The 21,540-nt window shown below is 38.6% G+C and carries 21 protein-coding genes; 11 read left to right on the top strand and 10 right to left on the bottom strand.

Annotated features, from left to right (window positions below; translation table 11 throughout):
• Window positions 1-20 precede the first annotated feature (20 nt).
• The 9 genes from CA265_02755 to CA265_02715 all read right to left on the bottom strand — a co-directional run bounded on the left by CA265_02755 (window position 21) and on the right by CA265_02715 (window position 8,247).
• A complete protein-coding gene (locus CA265_02755) occupies window positions 21-2,420 on the bottom strand; it encodes a phenylalanine--tRNA ligase subunit beta (protein ARS38658.1) in 2,400 nt (799 codons plus the stop codon).
• A gap of 139 nt (window positions 2,421-2,559) precedes the next feature.
• Window positions 2,560-2,754 (bottom strand): hypothetical protein, encoded by a 195-nt coding sequence (locus CA265_02750; GenBank protein ID ARS38657.1) that lies wholly within the window; start codon window positions 2,752-2,754, stop codon window positions 2,560-2,562.
• 16 nt (window positions 2,755-2,770) lie between these two features.
• Window positions 2,771-2,965: a hypothetical protein gene (locus tag CA265_02745; protein ID ARS38656.1), complete on the bottom strand. Its 195-nt coding sequence runs from the start codon at window positions 2,963-2,965 to the stop codon at window positions 2,771-2,773.
• A gap of 1 nt (window position 2,966) precedes the next feature.
• Window positions 2,967-4,361 carry a radical SAM protein gene (locus CA265_02740; protein ID ARS38655.1) on the bottom strand — a complete coding sequence of 465 codons (1,395 nt, stop codon included), beginning with the start codon at window positions 4,359-4,361 and terminating at the stop codon, window positions 2,967-2,969.
• A gap of 5 nt (window positions 4,362-4,366) precedes the next feature.
• Entirely contained in the window at window positions 4,367-5,131 is a 765-nt protein-coding gene (locus CA265_02735) for a diacylglyceryl transferase (GenBank protein ARS38654.1), read from the bottom strand.
• A gap of 3 nt (window positions 5,132-5,134) precedes the next feature.
• Window positions 5,135-5,971 carry an endonuclease gene (locus CA265_02730; GenBank protein ID ARS38653.1) on the bottom strand — a complete coding sequence of 279 codons (837 nt, stop codon included), beginning with the start codon at window positions 5,969-5,971 and terminating at the stop codon, window positions 5,135-5,137.
• A 107-nt stretch (window positions 5,972-6,078) separates the two neighbouring features.
• A complete protein-coding gene (locus CA265_02725; protein ID ARS38652.1) occupies window positions 6,079-6,777 on the bottom strand; it encodes a hypothetical protein in 699 nt (232 codons plus the stop codon).
• A gap of 75 nt (window positions 6,778-6,852) precedes the next feature.
• A complete protein-coding gene (locus CA265_02720) occupies window positions 6,853-7,917 on the bottom strand; it encodes a hypothetical protein (protein ARS38651.1) in 1,065 nt (354 codons plus the stop codon).
• Between the two features lie 75 nt (window positions 7,918-7,992).
• Complete coding sequence (locus tag CA265_02715; GenBank protein ARS38650.1) at window positions 7,993-8,247, bottom strand: 30S ribosomal protein S20; 255 nt, start codon at window positions 8,245-8,247, stop codon at window positions 7,993-7,995.
• A 243-nt stretch (window positions 8,248-8,490) separates the two neighbouring features.
• Between CA265_02715 and CA265_02710 the strand changes: the two genes are divergently transcribed.
• From CA265_02710 to CA265_02680, 7 genes are all read left to right on the top strand, one after another.
• On the top strand, window positions 8,491-9,069 hold the full coding sequence (locus CA265_02710; GenBank protein ARS38649.1) for a phosphoribosylglycinamide formyltransferase: 579 nt from the start codon (window positions 8,491-8,493) through the stop codon (window positions 9,067-9,069).
• A gap of 171 nt (window positions 9,070-9,240) precedes the next feature.
• Window positions 9,241-10,767 carry a bifunctional phosphoribosylaminoimidazolecarboxamide formyltransferase/IMP cyclohydrolase gene (locus CA265_02705; protein ID ARS38648.1) on the top strand — a complete coding sequence of 509 codons (1,527 nt, stop codon included), beginning with the start codon at window positions 9,241-9,243 and terminating at the stop codon, window positions 10,765-10,767.
• Between the two features lie 201 nt (window positions 10,768-10,968).
• On the top strand, window positions 10,969-11,991 hold the full coding sequence (locus CA265_02700; protein ID ARS38647.1) for a rod shape-determining protein: 1,023 nt from the start codon (window positions 10,969-10,971) through the stop codon (window positions 11,989-11,991).
• A 79-nt stretch (window positions 11,992-12,070) separates the two neighbouring features.
• The gene (locus tag CA265_02695; protein ID ARS38646.1) at window positions 12,071-12,910 is read left to right on the top strand and encodes a rod shape-determining protein MreC; all 840 of its coding nucleotides are present in this window, start codon (window positions 12,071-12,073) and stop codon (window positions 12,908-12,910) included.
• On the top strand, window positions 12,903-13,418 hold the full coding sequence (locus tag CA265_02690; protein ID ARS38645.1) for a rod shape-determining protein MreD: 516 nt from the start codon (window positions 12,903-12,905) through the stop codon (window positions 13,416-13,418). Before CA265_02695 ends, CA265_02690 begins: the two co-directional genes overlap by 8 nt.
• Window positions 13,418-15,427, top strand: a complete 2,010-nt coding sequence (locus tag CA265_02685) for a penicillin-binding protein 2 (protein ARS38644.1) — start codon at window positions 13,418-13,420, stop codon at window positions 15,425-15,427. Before CA265_02690 ends, CA265_02685 begins: the two co-directional genes overlap by 1 nt.
• 1 nt (window position 15,428) lies before the next feature.
• Window positions 15,429-16,691: a rod shape-determining protein RodA gene (locus CA265_02680; protein ARS38643.1), complete on the top strand. Its 1,263-nt coding sequence runs from the start codon at window positions 15,429-15,431 to the stop codon at window positions 16,689-16,691.
• A gap of 352 nt (window positions 16,692-17,043) precedes the next feature.
• Here the strand turns inward: CA265_02680 and CA265_02675 are convergent, their stop codons facing one another.
• A complete protein-coding gene (locus CA265_02675) occupies window positions 17,044-18,234 on the bottom strand; it encodes a hypothetical protein (GenBank protein ID ARS38642.1) in 1,191 nt (396 codons plus the stop codon).
• Between the two features lie 123 nt (window positions 18,235-18,357).
• Here CA265_02675 and CA265_02670 point away from each other — a divergent pair, with 123 nt between their 5' ends.
• The 4 genes from CA265_02670 (at window position 18,358) to CA265_02655 (ending at window position 21,458) form a co-directional block, all read left to right on the top strand.
• Window positions 18,358-18,939, top strand: a complete 582-nt coding sequence (locus CA265_02670) for a thymidine kinase (protein ARS38641.1) — start codon at window positions 18,358-18,360, stop codon at window positions 18,937-18,939.
• 48 nt (window positions 18,940-18,987) lie between these two features.
• A complete protein-coding gene (locus tag CA265_02665) occupies window positions 18,988-19,593 on the top strand; it encodes a hypothetical protein (protein ARS38640.1) in 606 nt (201 codons plus the stop codon).
• Window positions 19,594-19,668: 75 nt separating this feature from the next.
• Window positions 19,669-20,601 carry a hypothetical protein gene (locus tag CA265_02660; protein ID ARS38639.1) on the top strand — a complete coding sequence of 311 codons (933 nt, stop codon included), beginning with the start codon at window positions 19,669-19,671 and terminating at the stop codon, window positions 20,599-20,601.
• Between the two features lie 47 nt (window positions 20,602-20,648).
• Window positions 20,649-21,458 (top strand): hypothetical protein, encoded by an 810-nt coding sequence (locus CA265_02655; protein ID ARS42867.1) that lies wholly within the window; start codon window positions 20,649-20,651, stop codon window positions 21,456-21,458.
• Window positions 21,459-21,540 lie beyond the last annotated feature (82 nt).

Below are 21,540 nucleotides of genomic sequence, written 5' to 3'. Positions count from 1 at the left end.
TAAAAATACGAATTTATATTTTATTTCCTAATTTCTGCACCAGCTTGTGCCGTTAAATTCGCGATTAGTTTCTGCATTGTATTTTCGATCTGCTTATCGGTTAAGGTTTGTTCCTCATCCTGCAAAATGAAATTCAAGGCATACGATTTTTTACCCTCAGGTAATTTATCGCCAACATACACATCAAACACACCAACCTCTTTGATCAGCTTTTTATCGGTTTTGAAAGCAATGCTTTTTAAAGTATCGAAAGTTACGGCCTGATCGATCAATAAAGATAAATCCCTGCGCACTTGCGGGTACTTAGAAACCTCTTTGTTTACGATTTTATTTTTCCTCACAATATCCAGCAAGGCAGCCCAATCAAAATCAGCATAAAAAACCTCTGCGTTTACATCAGCTACTTTACGGTCGGCTTTTGATACAGCACCAAAGCTTACCAGGGATTTATCTCCACGGAAATATTTAATGCCATAAGCAAAGTTTTCATCATTTAAAACATCAGATTGATAGCTTGCAATGCCTAAACGCGAAATAATGGCATCAACTGCCGATTTTAAATTATAGAAAGTTGCTGGTTTAGCATTATGATTCCATTGCTCGCTTTGTTTTGCACCTGAAATCAACAACAATAACCTGGGACGCTCTACATACTGCTCATTAATTAAATGATAGGTTTTACCGAATTCGTAAAACTTAACATCAGCATTTTTACGGTTTTGGTTATAAGCTACGCTTTCTAATGCCGGCATCAACAAATTCTGGCGCATCACATTTAAATCGCTGCTTAAAGGGTTTAAAATAAATACCGCCTCGTCTAAATTTTTCGAATAAGCCGATTTAGTCAACGAGTTACACATAATTTCTGCATAACCATTCGAAGTAAGCATATCTGCAATTACGTTATGCGTATTTTCTTTTTCAGGTTTAATGCTGTAAGAAAGCGATGCATTTACCTTTGATGGAATTTCGATATTGTTATAGCCGTAAATACGCAATACTTCTTCTGTAATGTCGCATTCGCGGGTAACATCTACTTTAAATGATGGAACTCTTAAAGCCAAAGTATCATCAGATGTATTGGTTGCCGATATACCCAATGCCGTAATAATGTGTTTAATCTCTGCTGATGGAATATTTGCGCCAATTAATTTATTGATGTTGCTATAACTTACCTCAAACTCGAAAGGCTTGATATGACTTGGATAAATATCAGAAACTGATGAAGAAATTTCTCCGCCTGCCAGTTCTTTAATTAATAAAGCCGCATATTTTAAAGCCGTAACTGTAATTTCAGGATCGGTACCACGCTCAAAACGGAAAGAGGCATCGGTTTTTAAGCCATGTCTTTTCGATGTTTTACGTACAGAAACCGAATTAAAGTAAGCACTTTCTAAGAAAATATTTTTGGTACTGGCATCAACTCCTGAAGATTTTCCACCGAAAACACCCGCAATACACATTGGTGCTTCAGCATTGCAGATCATTAAATCATCTGCATTTAACTTACGTTCCACATCATCAAGTGTTACAAATGGTGTTCCTTCAGCAACTTTTTTCACGATTACTTTTCCACCGGTAATTTTATCGGCATCGAAAGCATGCAAAGGCTGCCCTAAACCATGAAGCACATAATTGGTAATATCAACCACATTATTGATGGGACGTAAACCAATTACCTTTAATTTATCTTTTAACCACTCTGGCGATTCTTTCACGGTAACGCCAGAAAGTGTTAAGCTGCTGTAACGTGGACAAGCTGCTAAATCTTCTACTTCTACCGGAATAACCAGGTTTTCGTTATCCGTTTTAAAAGCTAAAAGATCAGGCATTTCATATTCGCTTCTGAAATAAGCAGCTAAATCTCTGGCCACCCCTAAATGCGAAGCCGCATCAGCACGGTTTGGTGTTAATCCGATTTCGAAAACAAAATCATCATCCATTTTGAAATGCTCTTTTGCAGGAATCCCAATTTCGGTATCCCCGGCAAGGATCATAATCCCATCATGAGATTTACCTAAACCAATTTCATCTTCGGCACAGATCATGCCCTGAGAAAGTTCTCCCCTTATTTTGGATTCTTTTATTTTAAAAGGCTCACCTTCTAATGGATATACGGTTGTACCCACTGTTGCCACTACCACTTTTTGACCAGCACCTACATTTGGCGCACCGCAAACAATCTGAAGGTTTTCTTTAGCACCAACATTTACCGTAGTAATGCGCAAACGATCGGCATTGGGATGCTGAACACAAGTTAATACTTCGCCAATAACCAATCCCTCTAAGCCACCCACAACAGGCTGCACTTTTTCTACACTTTCTACTTCTAACCCAACATTGGTAAGGATTAACGAAAGTTCCTGAGGTGTTTTATCGATCTGTACGAATTGTTTTAACCAGTTATATGATATTTTCATTTATTGAGATTTGAGATTCTAGACATGAGATTTGAGGCATGCAAGCGCTAAAACCTTAGTTCAAGAATTATAAAACGCAAAGATATTATTTAAAGCCCAAAGGAGAAAGTTAAACCCACTATCTTCACAATAAAAATGACTAATGGCTAATATTTAAATTGGATAGAATTACTGCACATGCCCCTGCTCCGATTACCAGCATAATAACTGATGCAATAACTAATTTAAGGCCGGGTTTAACGGGTTGTTTTTTCGCAGCTTTTACAATGATCTGAATGATGCCTATTACAAACAACAATACCACGATTACCCAATATACAATAAAAATTTCCATGAGCTTAAATTTGAGATTAACTGTTGGCAAGCAATACCGCACAGGCACCAAAACCGATTATCACCATAATTACTGAAATAATAAGCAATTTTAGTCCAGGTTTAAGAGGTTCGTTTCTCGACGATTTAATAATAATCTGAATAATGCCAACCACAAAGAGTACAACTGCTGTAAGGCAATAAACAATGAATAATACAAATAAGCCGTCCATGTTAGTTCATATTTAACTTTTCCCTGATCAGATCAATTTTATTGTCGCGGTAAAAAATATTCATGGTTTCAAAGGGTACCATTTTGTATTTATCGCTCACAATGTGCACACAGGATTTTTTAACCGCACGCACATCAAAATCCAGCGGGTCCATAAAATTCATGATGATGATCCGGAATAAATTATCATAACTTAAACTATCCGATTTTACCCGTGGCAGGCAGCACATCAATTCGCCGAAGGTATCTTCTGCACAATCAACTGAAACACCTGTGCTAAACAAGTTAAGCATGTGTTCTTTCAATTTCTCATCATGTTCGAAAACGATGGTGTTTTTCGAATTGTTGAGTAAATCTTCCGGATTGATCAGATGTGTCATCGGGATCACCTCATCGCCAATTTTTAAGGCATAGGCCATACACAAGGCATCGGGATTGCATGGCACCGGGATTAAATCCTGCGGGGTAAAGATTGGATATTGCTCATAAATTTTCCTGCGCACCTCAGTTAAGGTGATCCTTCCCTGTTGATCATTATAATCATCATTTCTTCCCGCCACCTGAGTAGGCTGGAAAGTAACCCCACGAACACATTTCTGCTTAAGGGCATAATCCAATATATCACCGATTTCATGATCGTTCAATCCATTCTGTAAAGTAACCACCAAAGTTGTGGATACATTAAACTGATTGAGGTGATCGATGGCTTTTCTCCGTACCTCAGTAAGGTCTTCGCCTCGTAATTTGGTTAAAACTTCTGCACTGAAACTGTCAAACTGTAGGTAGATTTCAAAATCGGGCATATAACTGGCCAGTTTCTCGACAAAATTAATATCCTTTGCAATCCTGATACCGTTGGTATTTACCATTAAGTGTTTAATGGGTTTGGTTTTGGCAAGATCTAAAATCTTAAAAAATTCGGGGTGTACCGTTGGTTCTCCGCCTGAGAGTTGAACTACATCGGGCTCACCCTCGTTGGCCACCACCACATCCATCATCCGTTCTATTTCAGCCAAAGTTCTATGTCTGCCATAACTTGGCGAAGACATGGCATAACAGGTAGGGCAGGCAAGATTGCAACGATCGGTAACTTCTATTACAGTAAGACATGAATGCTGTTCATGATCGGTACATAAACCGCAATCGTAAGGGCAACCGTAATGCACTTTGGTATTAAACTTAAGCGGCATTTCGGATTGTTTATTGTAATTCCGGATCTGTTTGTAATATTCTACATCATCGGCGATCATTACTTTGCTATCGCCATGCGTCCTGCAGTTTTTCAGCATAAACACCTTAGCGTCCTGAAAAACAATTTTTGCATCGCAAAGCTGTAAACATTCCGGACAAAGACTTTTGGTATAATCGTAGTATATATAATCTCTGGTATTGGCCATAATGTTTACTGTTTAGGTAAAATCTGTTTCGAAATTCTGATAATGAATCTATAATAATAAATAAAAATAAACAATGCAGACCAATGAATACTGCTTAAATTTAAAAATAATGATTGGTAAGGTTTTATAAATTCAATTACAAAACGGAACAGGAAATATAACACCATCAATAACTTAAAGCGATCTCCATTAATCAGTTCTTTATGTTTTAAGCGATTAAAAAGGAAAATCAAAAGCAATAGATAGATTATTTCGTAGAGCATGATGGGATGCCGAAGGATGCCATCACCCAGATCCACACCCATAAAAAAGCGAGTCGGCACACCATAAGTTGGCTCGTCGATCCCCATTGAAAAGCAACCAATACGACCTATAATCAACGCTACCAAAATCGGGATCACATAGATATCACCAGAGGCGATATTTACACCTATGATATTTTTTATTAGCTCCACACCGAACAAACCGCCAAGCAAACCACCCACAATGGTTTTACTTTGATAAAGAACTGAAAAACTAAGGTGATGGAGTACTTCAGGCGTTTCGAGCACCGCAATTACACGCGAGCCGATTAAGGCGCCAAGCATGGCTCCCAGCATAATCCACAGCCGGTTTTCATCAGATATCGGATCTACGATCCCTTTTTTATAGTAATAATATAACCTAACACCAATAATGAATGCCAGCGTTTCGAAAATATAGTGATAATGGTATTCGTTACCAAAAAGTTCGAATTGAAAAGGAAACAGTGATTCAGATTTTAACAGCATAGATTAAAACCAGAGTCTGCAGAACACAGGTAAATGATCAGAATAATACCTTTTATCCTTACTATCAGTTAATACCGCAAATTTCTGCACTTTAAATCCTTTGTTTACAAAAATATAGTCGATCCTGTTTTTCAGGTCGCTGTTAAAATCAAAAGCATTAAAAGTACCTGCCGGGCCATATGGAGGCTCTGCAGAAACCTCTTTCGCATCGATAAGAAAAGATTTGATGGTAGCGATGGCTTCAGTTTCAGGGGTTACATTTAAATCACCCGTAAAAACAACTGGTAAGGTAGGTGCGATCTGTTGTATTTTTTGTTTCAGCAATTTAGCGGATTCAATTCTTGCTTTCACGCCAACATGATCGTAATGGGTATTAAAAACGATAAATTCTTTTTTATTCAGCTTATCGTACAATTTTACCCAGCTGCATACGCGGTTAAGTGCAGCATCCCATCCTTTTGAAGGAACATCAGGCGTTTCTGACAGCCAAAACGTTCCGCCATCTTTTTTGGTAAACCTGTCTTTATCGAAATAAACTGCTGAAAATTCTCCTTTTCGTTTACCATCATCACGCCCAACCCCTACGACATCGAAATTAGAATTCTCGAGCAATGCATCAAATTGTTCTGGTAAAGCTTCCTGTACGCAAAGAATATCGGCATCATGAAATTTCACCAAAGCTTTTACATTATCTTTTCGGTTTGGCCAGGCGTTAACACCATCTGATGCTACATTTAAGCGGATGTTATAGGTAATGATATTAATTGGAACCGCTTTTTTCTGAGCGAAAGCCATAATTGTTAATAAAAGAAAAACAGGGATGAGTTTTAAAGTATTCATAAATATAATTTCACCATTTAATTAATGCCGGCAGGCCAATAACAACTAATTTTAAGCCGCTATAATACTAATTTAAGGTTAATTGTACTTTAACAATCAAATATCTTTTAAATTAAATCTTCATCTCTGTAACTATAGTAACGGTTATTGGCGAAAATCACGTGATCAACCACATACAAACTGAGCAAATTTCCGGAGGCAACCATATTCCTGGTCAATTTATCATCGCTCTCGCTGGGTTTTATATTTCCCGAAGGATGGTTATGTGCCAATACAATATTTGCGGCATTGTTTTCTAAAGCTGTTTTAAAAATAATTTTCGGATCGGCTACCGTACCTGCCTGCCCGCCTTTACTGATTAAAAATTTACCAATTACCCGATTAGACCTGTTGAGGAGTAATATCCAGAACTCTTCGTGATTGAGATTGGCGAAGGTTTGATGTAAATATTTATAAACATCGTTAGAGGTTGTAACATGGGTAATGGACTCTTCCGAAGTTTCCTTCCTTCGTAAGCCAAGCTCTAAAGCGGCAATAATGGTTAAGGCTTTGGCTTCTCCAATGCCTCTAAACCTCGAAAGATCTAGAATGGAAGCTTTTCCTAGTTTAGTTAAATTGTTATCGTAAAAAGATAAAATCCTTTTGCTTAAATCCACAGCGGTTTCATTTTTACTTCCCGAGCCAATTAAAATCGCAATCAGTTCGGCATCTGTTAAATGTCTCCGGCCATGTAATAAAAGTTTTTCACGCGGGCGATCTTCTTCCGCCCATAACTTTATACCCAGTTTCTGTTCGTAATTTTCCATTTTTTCAGACAAAAAAAAAGCATCCCAACTTTTGGTTGGGATGCCTTTACTAATATCGTAAAAATTCAGATTAATCTACTTTACTTTAGGAAAAATCTCATTGAGTTTTTCTTCTAATGTAACACCTGTTAGCCCTCTTGCTAAAATGACGCCCTCCTTATCAATTAAAATATTATCCGGAATCGATCGAATGCTAAACATTTTTGCAACCTCATTATTCCATCCATTTAAATCAGAAACATGAAGCCAGCTGAGTTTGTCATCTTTTATTGCTTTTAGCCAATTCTGTTTTTTATCATCTAGTGATACACTTAAAATTTCGAAGCCTTTATCTTTAAACTTTTGATAGGCGGCTACAACAACAGGATTTTCCTTTCTGCAGGGTATACACCAGGAAGCCCAAAAATCAATTAAAATATACTTCCCTCTTAATGACTGAATTGAAATTTTTTCTCCTTTTATATCATTTTGTGCAAAATCAGGTATCTTTTCTCCTAATACAATCCGAACCAACTTAATTGTGGCGCCAAGAATATCCTTTCCTTCGCTTGTATCTTTAATTTCTGCACTTAGCGATTGATAGATTTGTTTAAGTTCTGCGTGAGTAAAGCTTACCAGATTCCTTTTTAATATAACAGTACTCGCCATCGTATTGGCTTGTGAAGTTAAAAAATCCAATACAATCTTTTTAATTTCGCTATTTTTAGCTACTTGATCAACCACAGTTTTGGTTCGTTCAGATATTATGCTTGATACAGAATCAATCAACTTATCTGTTAGGCCTTTCTTTAAAAACTTTGTCTGCATACTTATGTAACTAAACTTGCCGCTTTTTCTAAGTCCGCTTTTAGTTACAGTATCGAGTTCTATAACAACATCACCATCCCCTAAATAAAATGGATCAAGCGTTACCGTTGTTTTGTTTTTAAAATACACATAGGAAAATGCAGGTAAACCGGCTTTTCCTTTGAAAGAAAAAGCTCCGTTTTTAACGATAGTTGAATCTTTTTCATCGCCATGAACCAAATATAACAGGCCATCATACGGGCACTTAAAGTTTCCGGTAACTAAATAAGTTTTCTGTGCAAAGACTCCCAATGCAAGACAAAAGAAAAAACTGAATACAAGAGAACGTTTCATCTAAAAAAATTTAATCACAAAAAAAACGGTATTGAATTGCTTCAATACCGTTCTAATATCGTATAAAAAACTAGCTTATGCTAAACCGTTAACGAATTTCGTTAATTTTGATTTGTTATTAGCCGCTTTGTTTTTGTGGATAATGTTCTTTTTAGCTAAACGATCTAACATAGAGATTACTTTAGGCAATAAATCAGATGCAGATTTTTTATCTTCTGCAGCACGTAATCTTTTAATAAAGGTACGTGTAGTTTTTGCCTGATATCTGTTACGTAAACGTTTTGTTGCGTTTGCTCTAATTCTTTTTAATGAAGATTTATGATTTGCCATTTCTATTTAGCCTTTTATTTTTCTTATTCGTTTCCTATAATTCGGGTTGCAAATATAGGATTAATGTTTTTAAATTACAAAACACTTTCAACTTTTTTTTCATTAAAATTGAACCCCCATTTCCGAACTGCAAAAATACGTTAAAATTATTCATTAATAATACTTTAACTTAATTGAATAAAATTTCTTTTCGATTAAGAAAACAGGCTTAAAAATACTATTTTTGGGCAAAACGATTTTTGAGTGAAAAAACGAATAGCCATCTTTGCATCAGGTTCTGGCTCCAATGCCCAAAAACTGATGGAGCATTTTAAACGGAGTAATGAAATAGAAATAGCTTTGGTATTGACCAACAACGCCGATGCCTATGTATTACAAAGAGCTGATAATTTCGAAATACCCACTCATATTTTCGACAAGAACGAGTTCTACAAAACGGATGAAGTGGTAGACCTGCTTAAAAACCTGGAGATCGATTTCATTGTACTGGCAGGTTTTCTTTGGTTAATACCTAAAAGCCTAATCCACGCTTACCCGGGCAGAATTGTAAACATCCACCCTGCAATCCTTCCAAAATTTGGAGGAAAAGGAATGTATGGCGACCATGTGCATCTCGCGGTAATGGCTGCAGGCGAAACAGAAGGCGGCATCACCATTCATTATGTTAACGAAAACTACGATGAAGGCGAATACATCTATCAGGCGCGTTACAGAATCGACAAAAACGACAACCTGGAAATGGTCAAGTTTAAGGGCCAGCAGCTCGAGCACCAGCACTATCCGCGTGTGGTAGAAACCATTGTAAAAAAAATCAGCAAATAAATTACACCTACAACTGATTAATAAGGCTTTTTAAATCCACTTTAAAACAGCGAAGCTGGCAAATGGATCTGCCTTATTATATATAGTAGAATAAAATTTAATATTGATCGGTAAATCTCATTAAAAAACAATCCTGTTTTACTACCTTTGCGGCTCAAAATTTTCAGTAGAATGAGTCAATCCATTAAAATCAAAAACGCTTTAATCTCAGTATATTATAAAGATGGTTTGGAGCCATTGGTAAAATTGTTAGCCGCACAAGGGGTGCAGTTATTTTCTACCGGTGGAACAGAACAATTCATCAAAGATTTAAATCTTCCGGTAACAGCGGTTGAAGATTTAACCGGTTATCCATCTATTTTAGGCGGACGTGTTAAAACTTTACACCCAAAAGTATTTGGCGGAATTTTAAACCGTAGAGCATTAGCTGGCGACCAGGAGCAGATTGCTGAATATGAAATCCCTGAAATTGATTTGGTTATTGTTGACTTATATCCATTTGAAGAAACCGTAAAAGCAGGCGGAACACCAGAAGAAATTATCGAGAAAATCGATATCGGTGGTATTTCCTTAATCCGTGCCGCTGCGAAAAACTTTAACGATGTCGTAATTATCGCATCAAAAAACGACTACCCTACTTTACAAGCCCAATTAGAAGCACAAAATGGCGAAACGACTTTAGCACAACGTAAATCGTTCGCTAAAACAGCTTTCCATACTTCTTCTCACTACGATACTGCAATTTTTAATTATTTCAATACAGAAGAGCCTCTTGATGTTTTCAAACAAAGTGTAACGGAAGCTAAAACTTTACGCTATGGCGAAAATCCTCATCAGGGTGGTGTATTTTATGGCGATTTAGATGCCATGTTTACCAAATTAAACGGTAAAGAATTATCATACAACAACCTGGTTGATGTGGACGCTGCTGTTGCTTTGATTGACGAATTTGAAGATCCAACTTTTGCGATTTTAAAACATACAAATGCTTGTGGTATTGCTTCGCGCCCTACTGTTAAACAAGCCTGGATTGATGCATTGGCCTGCGATCCTGTTTCTGCTTTTGGTGGTGTATTGATTACCAATGTTGCGGTAGACTTAGAAACGGCTCAGGAAATCAACAACCTCTTTTTTGAAGTTTTAATTGCCCCATCTTACCAGGCAGAAGCAATTGAGTTATTCAGCAAAAAGAAAAACCGCGTTATTTTACAACGCAACGAAGTTGAATTGAGCAAAAAACAATTTAAAACATTATTAAACGGTGTAATTGAGCAGGATAAAGATTTAATTATCGAAGGTCCGGAGCAAATGACAACCGTTACCGATAAAGCACCTACTGCACAAGAACTAAAAGACCTATTCTTTGCCAATAAAATTGTAAAACATACTAAATCGAACACCATTGTGTTGGTTAAGGATGATGTTTTAATTGCAAGTGGTGTTGGTCAAACTTCGCGTGTTGATGCCTTAAGACAAGCGATTGAAAAAGCAGCGGCTTTCGGATTCAGCGTTAAAGGTGCTGCAATGGCTTCTGATGCTTTCTTTCCTTTCCCTGATTGTGTTGAAATTGCTGCCGAAGCCGGAATTTCAGCTGTTCTGCAACCAGGCGGATCGATTAAAGATGCTGATTCAGTTGCAAAAGCAAACGAAAAAGGTATTGCAATGGTAACCACAGGGGTAAGACACTTTAAACACTAGTTATTCAAGTAGAAGGTTGAGGGCTTAAAGGTAAAAAGGTTTACATCTGACCCTAAAATTATTAGTTTTATTTTGTTAATATTTTAATTGCCTTAAAAACAATTTAATAACTGAAGAAAATAAAACTTAAAACAATAAAAAAGCTATTTTTACATTAGGAATAGTATAGATTTGATAAAATAAAGAAAACATACCTTATACATGGGATTATTTAACTGGTTTACGCAAGAAGTTGCCATCGATTTAGGCACTGCGAATACCCTGATTATACATAACGATAAAGTAGTTGTAGATGAACCATCTATCGTTGCTTTTGATCGTACTACAAACAAAGTCATTGCTATAGGTCGTCAGGCAATGCAAATGGAGGGTAAAACCCACGATAATATTAAAACCGTTCGCCCATTAAAAGATGGTGTAATTGCCGATTTCAACGCTGCTGAGGCGATGATTAAAGGGATGATCCGCATGCTTAATGGCGGTAAAGGCTGGATGTTCCCTTCTTTACGTATGGTAATCTGTATTCCATCGGGTATTACTGAAGTAGAAAAACGTGCGGTGCGCGATTCTGCCGAAATTGCCGGTGCAAAAGAAGTATACTTAATCCACGAACCAATGGCAGCTGCCGTAGGTATCGGGATTGATGTAGAAGAGCCAATGGGTAATATGATTATCGATATCGGTGGTGGTACTACTGAAATTGCGGTTATCGCTTTATCAGGTATCGTTTGCGATCAATCGATCCGCGTTGCGGGAGATAACTTCGACTCTGATATTGTAAACTACATCCGCCGTCAACACAACATCATGATTGGCGACCGTACGGCTGAAAAAATCAAAATTGAAGTAGGTGCTGCTTTGCCTGAATTACAGGATGCTCCTGCTGATTTCGCGGTTCAAGGTCGCGATTTAATGACCGGTGTACCCAAACAAATTACTGTTTCCTATACCGAAATTGCACATTGTTTAGATAAGTCGATCTCTAAAATTGAAGAAGCGATTTTAAAAGCTTTAGAGATTACCCCTCCGGAACTTTCGGCTGATATTTACCAGACTGGTATTTATTTAACCGGTGGTGGTGCATTGTTGAGAGGTTTAGATAAGCGTGTAGCGGCTAAAACAAAATTACCTGTTCACGTTGCAGAAGATCCGCTTCGTGCGGTAGTTCGTGGAACTGGCATCGCCCTTAAAAACATTGGCGGATATAAATTCTTAATGCAATAACCCACAGAAAATGGAAGATGTAAGATGGATGAGGTATTAATCCATTTTACATTTCCCATCTTCCATTTTACATCAAAATATGCGTAACCTTTGGATTTTCATCAGCAGATACAACGCATTTTTCTTATTTATCATCTTTTTTATCGTTGGGATTTACCTAACGGTGAAAAACAATTCCTATCAGCGTAGTGTAACCTTAAACTCAAGCAATGAGGTAGTGGGTACTGCATACGAAAGGTTAAATGTTTTTAAACGATATTTAAACCTGGGTATGGTTAACGATAGCCTTGCTGCAGAAAACGCTAAGCTTAAAAGCCAGTTACTGGCATTAACAACGGTAGATACGGCCAAAGATGTTAAAGTGATCGATACGGTTACCAACCAACAATATACGTACCTGGCGGCCAAAGTGATAAAAAATTCTATTACGTTGCGCAATAACATCATCACCATTAACAAAGGTTCTTTGGATGGGATTAAAAAAGACATGGCTGTAATTGCCCCACAAAGGGGGGTTGTCGGTCTTGTCCGTGATGTTTCTGAACATCTGGCCACGATTCAATCCCTGCTGCATAAAGATGCCCGCATTAGTGTGGTATTAAAGAAAAACAATGCATTAGGGTCCCTGGTATGGGGCGATGGAAATTTCGACATCAAAAAGGCGTTTATTAAAGGCGTGCCTAACCACATTAAAATGTTCGCTGGCGATACAGTGGTCACTTCTGGGTTTTCCGCATTTCCTGCAGGCATCTTAGTAGGCCGGATTACCAAACCCAATGTGGCAACCAACGATAATTTCTTATCGGGAGAATTGAATTTATTTACAGATTTTAGCACATTGCAATATGTATATGTGGTTAAAGATAAAAAAGCTGAAGAGCAAAAAGCTTTAGAAAGCATCGCTAAACCGAATGAATAGTAGAATCATTATTTTAAATGTCATCAGGTGGTTTTTACTACTTTTTGTGCAGATATTCCTGCTCAAGAATATGGGCTTCTATGATCTTTCTACGCCATTCATTTACGTATTATTTTTACTCCTGCTGCCCTTCGGCATGCCCAACATCCTGTTGTATTTACTGGCTTTTGGAACAGGTTTAACGCTTGATGCTTTTTACGATACCATGGGCGTACACGCTACAGCCTGTGTGGTATTGGCTTTTGTAAGAATTTCTTTTATTTCAATAAGTTTAAACCGCGACGCAATTGATGACCCCGAACCATCGTTAAGTTATATGGGTTTTCAATGGTTTTCACTTTATGCTTTTCTTTGCGTTGTTGCACACCACCTGGTGCTGTTCTTTTTAGAAACATTTAGGCTAACCGAAATTGGTTATACCTTAATGAGATGCGGCTTAAGTTGTATCTTTACACTGCTTATTATTTTATTGGTAGAGTTTATATTCTATAGAAGAACACCACGCTAATGGATCAATTATTTAACCGAAAATATATCGTTCAAGGATTATTTATTGTAATCGCCCTGATTTTATTAGGGAAGTTATTTTATATCCAGATTATTAGCGATGCAGCTTTCGTTTCTGCAGAAAGTAACGTTTTAAGAAAAATATACAAGTACCCTGCCCGTGGTGCCATTCTAGACAGGAATATGAAGGTGATTGTACAGAATGAACCTGTATACGACCTCATGGTTACGCCAAACGAAGTAAAACCTTTTGATACCCTCGCGCTTGCTCAGGCTTTGGACATTACTTTTGAGGATGTCCGGAAAAACCTAAAAAAAGCAAGGGGAAAATCGAGTTATCAGGCTACCCCTTTCCTTAAACAGATTTCGGTGCAAAGTTATGCCCGTTTACAGGAGACACTTTACCGTTTCCCTGGATTTAGAACACAGGACAGAACCATCAGGCATTATCCCGATAGCGTTGGCGGACAGTTATTTGGTTATGTAAAAGAAGTAAGTCCCGTTGATATTGAAAAATCTGAAGGCTTTTATAAACCTGGCGATTATAAGGGCAAAAGTGGTTTAGAGTTTTCTTATGAAGAAACTTTAAGAGGCGAAAAGGGCGTAATTAATACGGTATACGATGCGCACAACACCCCACAGGGAAGTTATGCCGATGGTAAATATGATGTTAACGCGGTTTCTGGAGAAAGGTTGATCTCAGGGATTGATATGCGGATTCAAAAACTTGGTGAAGAGCTGATGATGAATAAGGTTGGTGCAATTGTAGCGATCGAACCTGCTTCGGGAGAAATTCTTTCACTGGTCAGCAGCCCGGGGTATGATCCAAATCTTTTGGTCGGTAGAAACCAGGGGAACAACTACATGGAATTTATTGTGGGTAATCCATATCGTCCTTCTTTAGTAAGGCCAATAATGGGTTACTATCCCCCAGGATCTTCTTTTAAACCCGTTGATGCGCTAATCGGATTGCAGGAGGGTGTAATCGATCCCAACACCACATTCTTTTGTCCACACTATTATCAGGCTGGAAACAGGAAAATTAAATGCGAACACTTTGATGGTTCCATTTCGCTGAGAAGGGGTATTGCCCGTTCCTGCAATACTTATTTTTGTTATGTTTTTCAAAAGTTAATCACCAAAAACGGGATGAAAAACCAAAGACAAACTTATCAGGAATGGCGCGATAAAGTAGCTAAATTTGGTTTCGGATCAAAACTGGACATCGATATGCCTTATGAAAGAAAGGGCTATTTTTATACCGCAGATCATTACGATAAAGTTTATGGTAAAAGATGGGGTTATACCAACGTCATCTCGCAGGCTATTGGCCAGGGTGAAATTACTGCTACTCCATTGCAGATGGCAAATGCTATGGCAATTATTGCCAACCGTGGTTACTACATCAAACCGCACTTAATTAAAGGTATCGGCGATAAAAACCTGGTTAAAAAAGAATATGTGGTTAAAAATTATGTAGGTGTAGATGCCAGACATTTTGAGCCGGTAATTGATGGTATGCAGGATGCGGTAAACACCAGCTGGGGAACCGCCATACTCTCACGAATTCCGGATGTGGTACTCTGCGGAAAAACAGGAACGGTACAAAATCCACATGGCAAAAACCACTCCGTATTCATAGGTTTTGCCCCAAGGGATAATCCGAAAATTGCCATCGCTGTAATTGTAGAAAATGCAGGTTATGGCAGTACTTATGCCGCACCAATTGCCAGTTACATGATCGAAAAATACCTGAAAGGTAGTGTAAGTGGTGGAAGAGCCGCTCAGGTAGAATGGATGAAAAATCAAAACCTGCTTCCTTTATTGATCGACAAAACCAAAAAAATCAAATTAACGAAAGCCGATAGTTTGTTGCTTAAAAAAGCAGATTCTACCAAGCGGATAAAAGATAGTTTGAGAATTAAATCGGCAACCATAAAACAAACGGTTACCACAAAGCCCAAAGAATTAAAATCAGTAATCATCGATAAACCTGTAATCCAGAAATAAAATGCAGCAGCAACAGGGAAACCGTTTTTTCTTTAATGTAGATTGGATTACTGTTTTAATCTATATCGCTTTATGCGCTATTGGTTTTGTCAACATTTATGCTTCCGTTCCACCCGAGCAAACTGCCGTGTTTGGTTTTAGCACGCTTTACGGCAAGCAGTTAATTTATATCATCACCGGTTTAATTTTAGGCTTATCGATCTTATTATTTGATGGTAGGCTTTTCAATGTCTTCTCGCCCTTTATTTATGGCGGTACATTGCTCTTATTGATGGCCGTATTGCTGATCGGAAATAAAGTAGCCGGAAACCAGGCATGGATTGCCATAGGCTCTTTTAAACTTCAACCGGCCGAATTTGCCAAGTTCGGCACGGCATTGCTTCTGGCAAGGTATGTTGGGGCATTTAACCCCAAATTCCGTGATATTAAATCAATCATGATTGCGGGATTAATCGTTGGTGCACCACTATTGTTAATCATGCTTCAGCCCGATACGGGTTCGGCATTGGTGTTTCTTGCATTTATGTTCCCGTTATACCGCGAGGGCTTATCAGGATACTTTCTATTGATATTTTTGGGAATGATTGTGCTCTTTATTGCCGATTTCTTAGTACCAACCTATATCTTAATCATCATTATTACCACCATTGCCGGCCTCTTTATTTACAATAACAGAAGGAAACAAAAAATAATCTTCTCTACGGTATTGGTAACCGTTTTCGCTATTGGCTATCTGTTTTTAATCAAAATTGCCTACGAAAAAGTTTTAGCACCCCACCAACGCAGCCGTATCGAATTAATGTTAGGGCTTAAAACCGATAATAAAGGTGCGGGTTATAATGTAATTCAATCGCAGATTGCCATAGGCTCGGGCCAGGGAACCGGTCGTGGATTTTTACAGGGTACGCAAACTAAATATGGTTATGTACCAGAGCAAAGCACCGACTTTATCTTCTCTACCATTGGTGAAGAATGGGGATTTATGGGCTGTTCGGTGGTGATAGGTTTATACATGTTCCTGCTACTCCGATTGGTTAATTTGGCAGAAAGGCAGCGATCTACCTTCTCCAGGGTGTATGGCTATAGCGTAGCCTGTATCCTCTTTTTTCATGTGTTTATTAATATCGGCATGACCATTGGCATTATTCCGGTAATCGGAATCCCCCTGCCCTTAATTAGTTATGGTGGCTCTTCACTTTGGAGTTTTACCATCTTACTGTTTATCTTCTTAAAGCTGGATTCTAACCGGATGGGATTTATTTAGTCCTCAGTCGAAAGTCTTTAGTCTGGAGTCGATATATCAAAAGAGACGCATCATCCTGAATAGATTTTTCAAAGGCATTACAAATGCTAATCTCGTACGTAGATATATCAAAAGAGACGCGTCATCCTGAATAGATTTTTCAAAGGCATTACAAATGCTAATCTCGTGCATCCTCGTTACAAACGAGGACGATAATGGCTTTAAGATTCCCGCCTGCGCGGGAATGACGCCTCAATGGGCAATAGCATGATGGATACTGACCTGTAGCGAAGCGGAAAGCTACGCAGTAAAACAAGTTCCGTATGACGATGCGCAGTGTAACGCCAGCCGCAAGTCGCCTTACGCCATGCGCCTACTTACTAAACCTACGGTTCAATAACTCGTAAAACTGATCGACAGTGGCTTGTTTGTTAGCCCAGTTATTTTTAGCGGCATAATTATTCTGCAGGTAGCTATCTGCGGCTTCGAAGCTGCTCATTTTATTGATGATATCAATAACTTCCGAATAAGCCAGATTATAGCCATTAAAAAGATCTTTAATAAAAAGTAACTTTTCATTTAAACTAATTGCCTGTTTTAAATCGGCAATAGGTGCTTTTACAGGCTCATCGCTTTTTCCATTTGTTTTGGCCAGCAAATCGTTTAAACTTGGCGCAGGTTTAGCCGCTTCAGGCTGTGGAGCAGGTTTTACCGGAACAGCTTCTGGTCTAAACAAAGGGCGTTCCTGTTCAACAGGTGGCGAAATAATGGGATCATCCAGTTTCACATCTTTCAGTGCCTCAATAGGCTCACTTGGCACAGCAACCGGTTCCACTTCTTTAACAACTGCAACAGGTTCTTCTTCGGCAATTACTAAAGGTTCTTCCTCTTCTTCCTGCGGAATTAAGAAAGGCTCCGGGCCAATTTCATCTTCTTCAGTCGGCAGCACCTCTTCCTGAACAGATAAAGCATCTTCTTTTTCGTGAATTATCTTTTTACGCGCTAAAATTTCTGCTTCTTCTTTGCTTAAGGGGCGATCGAAAATTTCTTCAACAGATTTTGCTTCGTAATCAAACTGATCGTTTTCATCGTGTTTGCCGAGTACAAATTCAAAAGTATGGTCATCCTGGTCGGGTTTAAAGAAATCTTTATTCAAAAGCGAAGCCGCTTTTTCTTCTTCAATAATTTCATCATCCAGCACTTCCTGCTCTGGCTTTACATCCACTCGTTCTTCCTCTTCCTGGGCGGTAGCTACTTCTTCCAGTTCCTGTGGATCAAAACACTCATCGTCCTCCACATAACTTTTTTCAGCTTCAGGCAATATAATGGTATTTTGTTCGGCCAGCAAAGCATGGTTTCCTGGTTCAGCCGGTTTATCTTCGGTTATGGTGTTTAATTTTTTGACGATATTAACATGATCGGAAAGGAAATGGGCATTAGCCAGAAAAAGCTCCAGCTCCAAATCGTTTAATTGCTGAGGGTTTTGAGCTAAAAACTGATATTGCTCATTTAATTCTGTTAAAATGCTGCCGATCTTTCTGAAAATATCTTGTTGGTTCATCATAAAATTAAAACGAATTTTTAGTCGATTTATGTTGGTAACTATGTGTTCAAAAATAACACATAATTCTCATATTTGTTCGGTTTAAAAATTATAGCACGGACATAGGGGAATAAAAAAACAGGCATGTTATTTAGCGAACAAAATTTTAGAAGAAGGGGCGAATTTTCGGGAAGTATAGAAGTGGTATGTGGCTCTATGTTTTCGGGTAAAACGGAAGAACTGATCCGCAGGTTAAAAAGAGCCCAGATTGCTAAACTGAATGTCGAAATTTTTAAACCGCGTACCGATACCCGTTACCACGAAACTGCTGTGGTATCGCACGATTTAAACTCGATAAACTCTACCCCTGTGGATAGTGCTTCGGCCATTTTATTACTCGGCACCAATACGCAGGTGGTGGGCATAGATGAAGCGCAGTTTTTTGACGATGAACTTCCTGATGTTTGCAATAAACTGGCCCTTAAAGGTATACGTGTGATTGTTGCAGGCCTGGATATGGATTTCACGGGCAAACCCTTTGGCCCTATGCCTGCATTAATGGCCATTGCCGAACATGTTACCAAAGTAAATGCGGTTTGTGTTTGCTGTGGAAACCCTGCCCTTTACAGTTACCGGACCGTTGCCGATGAAGCCACCGTTTTACTGGGCGAAAAGGAAAGTTATGAGCCACGTTGCAGGGCTTGCTATAATCTGGGCAAAGGATAACACCATTCTTGATTAATCTGTATCTTTAAGCCGGATTTAATTATTGGTATGGATAAACAATTTAAAATCAATGCTTTTAGAACCGGTTTAGCTCAATTTGTAACCTTCGAAGAAAGTGAATGGGAAATCTTAAGTCAGTACCTGAGTTTTTCTACCTTAAAGAAGAAGGATCATTTTGTAGTGGAAGGAAAAGTATGCGATTATATTGGCTTTATTATCCAGGGTGCGGTTAGGCATTATCATGTTAAAGACGGACAAGAAATTACGGGTTATTTTTGTTTTGAAAACGAGCTGGTAAGTGCCTATAAAAGCTTTGTAAAAAGAATACCCAGTACAAATTTTATTCAGGCCTTAGAAGAAACTGAACTCGTTCTTATTGCTTACGCCGATCTTCAGAAAATGTTGAACCATCCCATGTTGGCACTTAAAATGGAAAGGTTTGGCCGTCTGGTTGCAGAATATTACATCTGCTGTTATGAAGACCGCGTTACCGCCTTTGTTACCCAAAGCCCTGAAGAGCGATATACCACACTTGAAAAAACGGCAAAAGATATTTTCCAGCGTGTTCCACAGCACTTTATCGCCAATTTTTTAGGCATCACCCCTGTCTCGCTCTCGCGTATCCGTAAACGCACACTCATTTTAAAGGATTAAATTCAAACCTTATCTTTTGTTAACGTTTTCACGGTTCCATGGCGCATAACTTTGAACTAATCAAAAAACAAAGATATGCATACTATACTTGGCGCCGGCGGACCAACAGCAAACGCACTGACCAGAGAATTAAGCAATACGAACGAAACCATTAGATTGGTTAGCCGAAAACCAATTTCTACAAGCAACCCAAATGCAAGCTGGGTTAAGGCCGATTTATTAAATGAAGCTGAACTTTTCGCAGCGGCCGAAGGTTCGAAAGTTATATACCTTTGCGCCGGTTTGACTTACGATGCCGAAATATGGCAACAACAGTGGCCGGTTATTATTCAAAATGTAATTAACTTAACTAAACGTACCGGCGCAAGGCTAATATTTTTCGATAATGTTTACATGTATGGGCTGGTAAATGGCCCAATGACAGAAAATACGCCTTACCAGCCATGTAGTTTAAAGGGAAAAGTAAGAGCAAAAATAGCCGAACAATTAATGAATGAAAGTAAAGCGGGTAAAATAAATGTAACCATTGCCCGCGCAGCAGATTTTTACGGAGCAGAGTCGATGAACAGCTTTTTTGATATGATGGTACTCGATAAGTTTGCCAAAAACAATAAAGCTCAATGGATAGGAGACCCAAATACACTACACAGTTTTACTTACGTTGAAGATGCGGGGAAAGCTTTATATCTATTAGGACAAACACCCGATTCTGGCAACCAGATATGGCACTTACCTACTGCGGCTCCTTTAAAAGGGAAAGTTTTTATAGAAATGGCGGCAAAGATTTATGAAACCAAGCCTCAATACATGATCATTAATAAACTGATGCTACGCCTGGTAGGTCTATTTAAAAAGGTAGTTGCCGGCACGGTAGAAATGTATTACCAGTACGATCATGATTACCATTTCGATTCTACAAAATTTGAAAAAGCATTTAACTTCAAACCCACAGCGTATTATGATGGTATTTTAAAGCTATCGAAAACCATGTATAAAAAGCAGAATTGACAATAATCGGCGTAAATTATAAAGCCAACTATTTATCTTTAGGGCAAATGATTTCAGATAATACAACGCATAAAACCATATCTATTCTAGGCTGTGGTTGGTTCGGGTTGGCTTTAGCCAAAAAACTGATCGGGTTAAATTACACCGTTAACGGTTCTACCACAAGCCAGGAGAAGTTAGTGATACTGCAGGCCGAAAATATCCAGCCGTTTTTAGTCAACTTTACGACTGAAACGATTGTAGCTGATCCAGTTTTTTTTGAGGCGGACACCTTATTTATCTGCATTCCACCAAAGCGAAATTCAACTGAACTCCATGATTATCCCAAAAAGATCCATTCAATTTTGGCTGCAGTGAAAGATAAATCGAAACAGGTGGTGTTGATCAGTTCGACGAGTGTTTATGCTGATAAAAATAAGATCGTAAATGAAACCAGCGAAACCCATCCCGATACTGATTCAGGAAGAGTCGTTTTAGCCGCAGAAATTTTATTTAAGGAGCTGTTTCCTGAAAAGAGCACCGTGATCCGCTTTGCAGGTTTGATTGGTCCTGACCGCAATCCGGGGAGATTCTTTGCAGGAAAAAGTAATGTTCCGAATGGTTTAGCACCAGTAAACTTAATTCACCAGACAGATGCCGTTGGAATTGCAGTTAAACTTTTAGAAAAACAGGCATTCGGCCGAACCTACAATGCCTGCTCGCCAAACCATCCTGCAAAAATGGAATTTTATGTCAACGCGGCTAAAAGCACAGGGCTTGCAACACCTGAATTTATCGCGGAAAAGAAAGATTGGAAAATTGTAGAGAGTTTGCATGTACCTGAATTTTTGGGGTATGAGTTTGAGGTGAGGATTTAGAAATCTAAACCCAATTCGTCACCCTGAACCGAGCCTTAGCGAGCTCACCGAAGGTAATTTATTTCAGGGTCTATAACACCAT

Source organism: Sphingobacteriaceae bacterium GW460-11-11-14-LB5 (assembly GCA_002151545.1).
Taxonomy (GTDB): Bacteria; Bacteroidota; Bacteroidia; order Sphingobacteriales; family Sphingobacteriaceae; genus Pedobacter.
The sequence above is the reverse complement of the archived record's forward strand: the minus strand, read 5'-3'. Positions and strand labels throughout refer to the sequence as shown.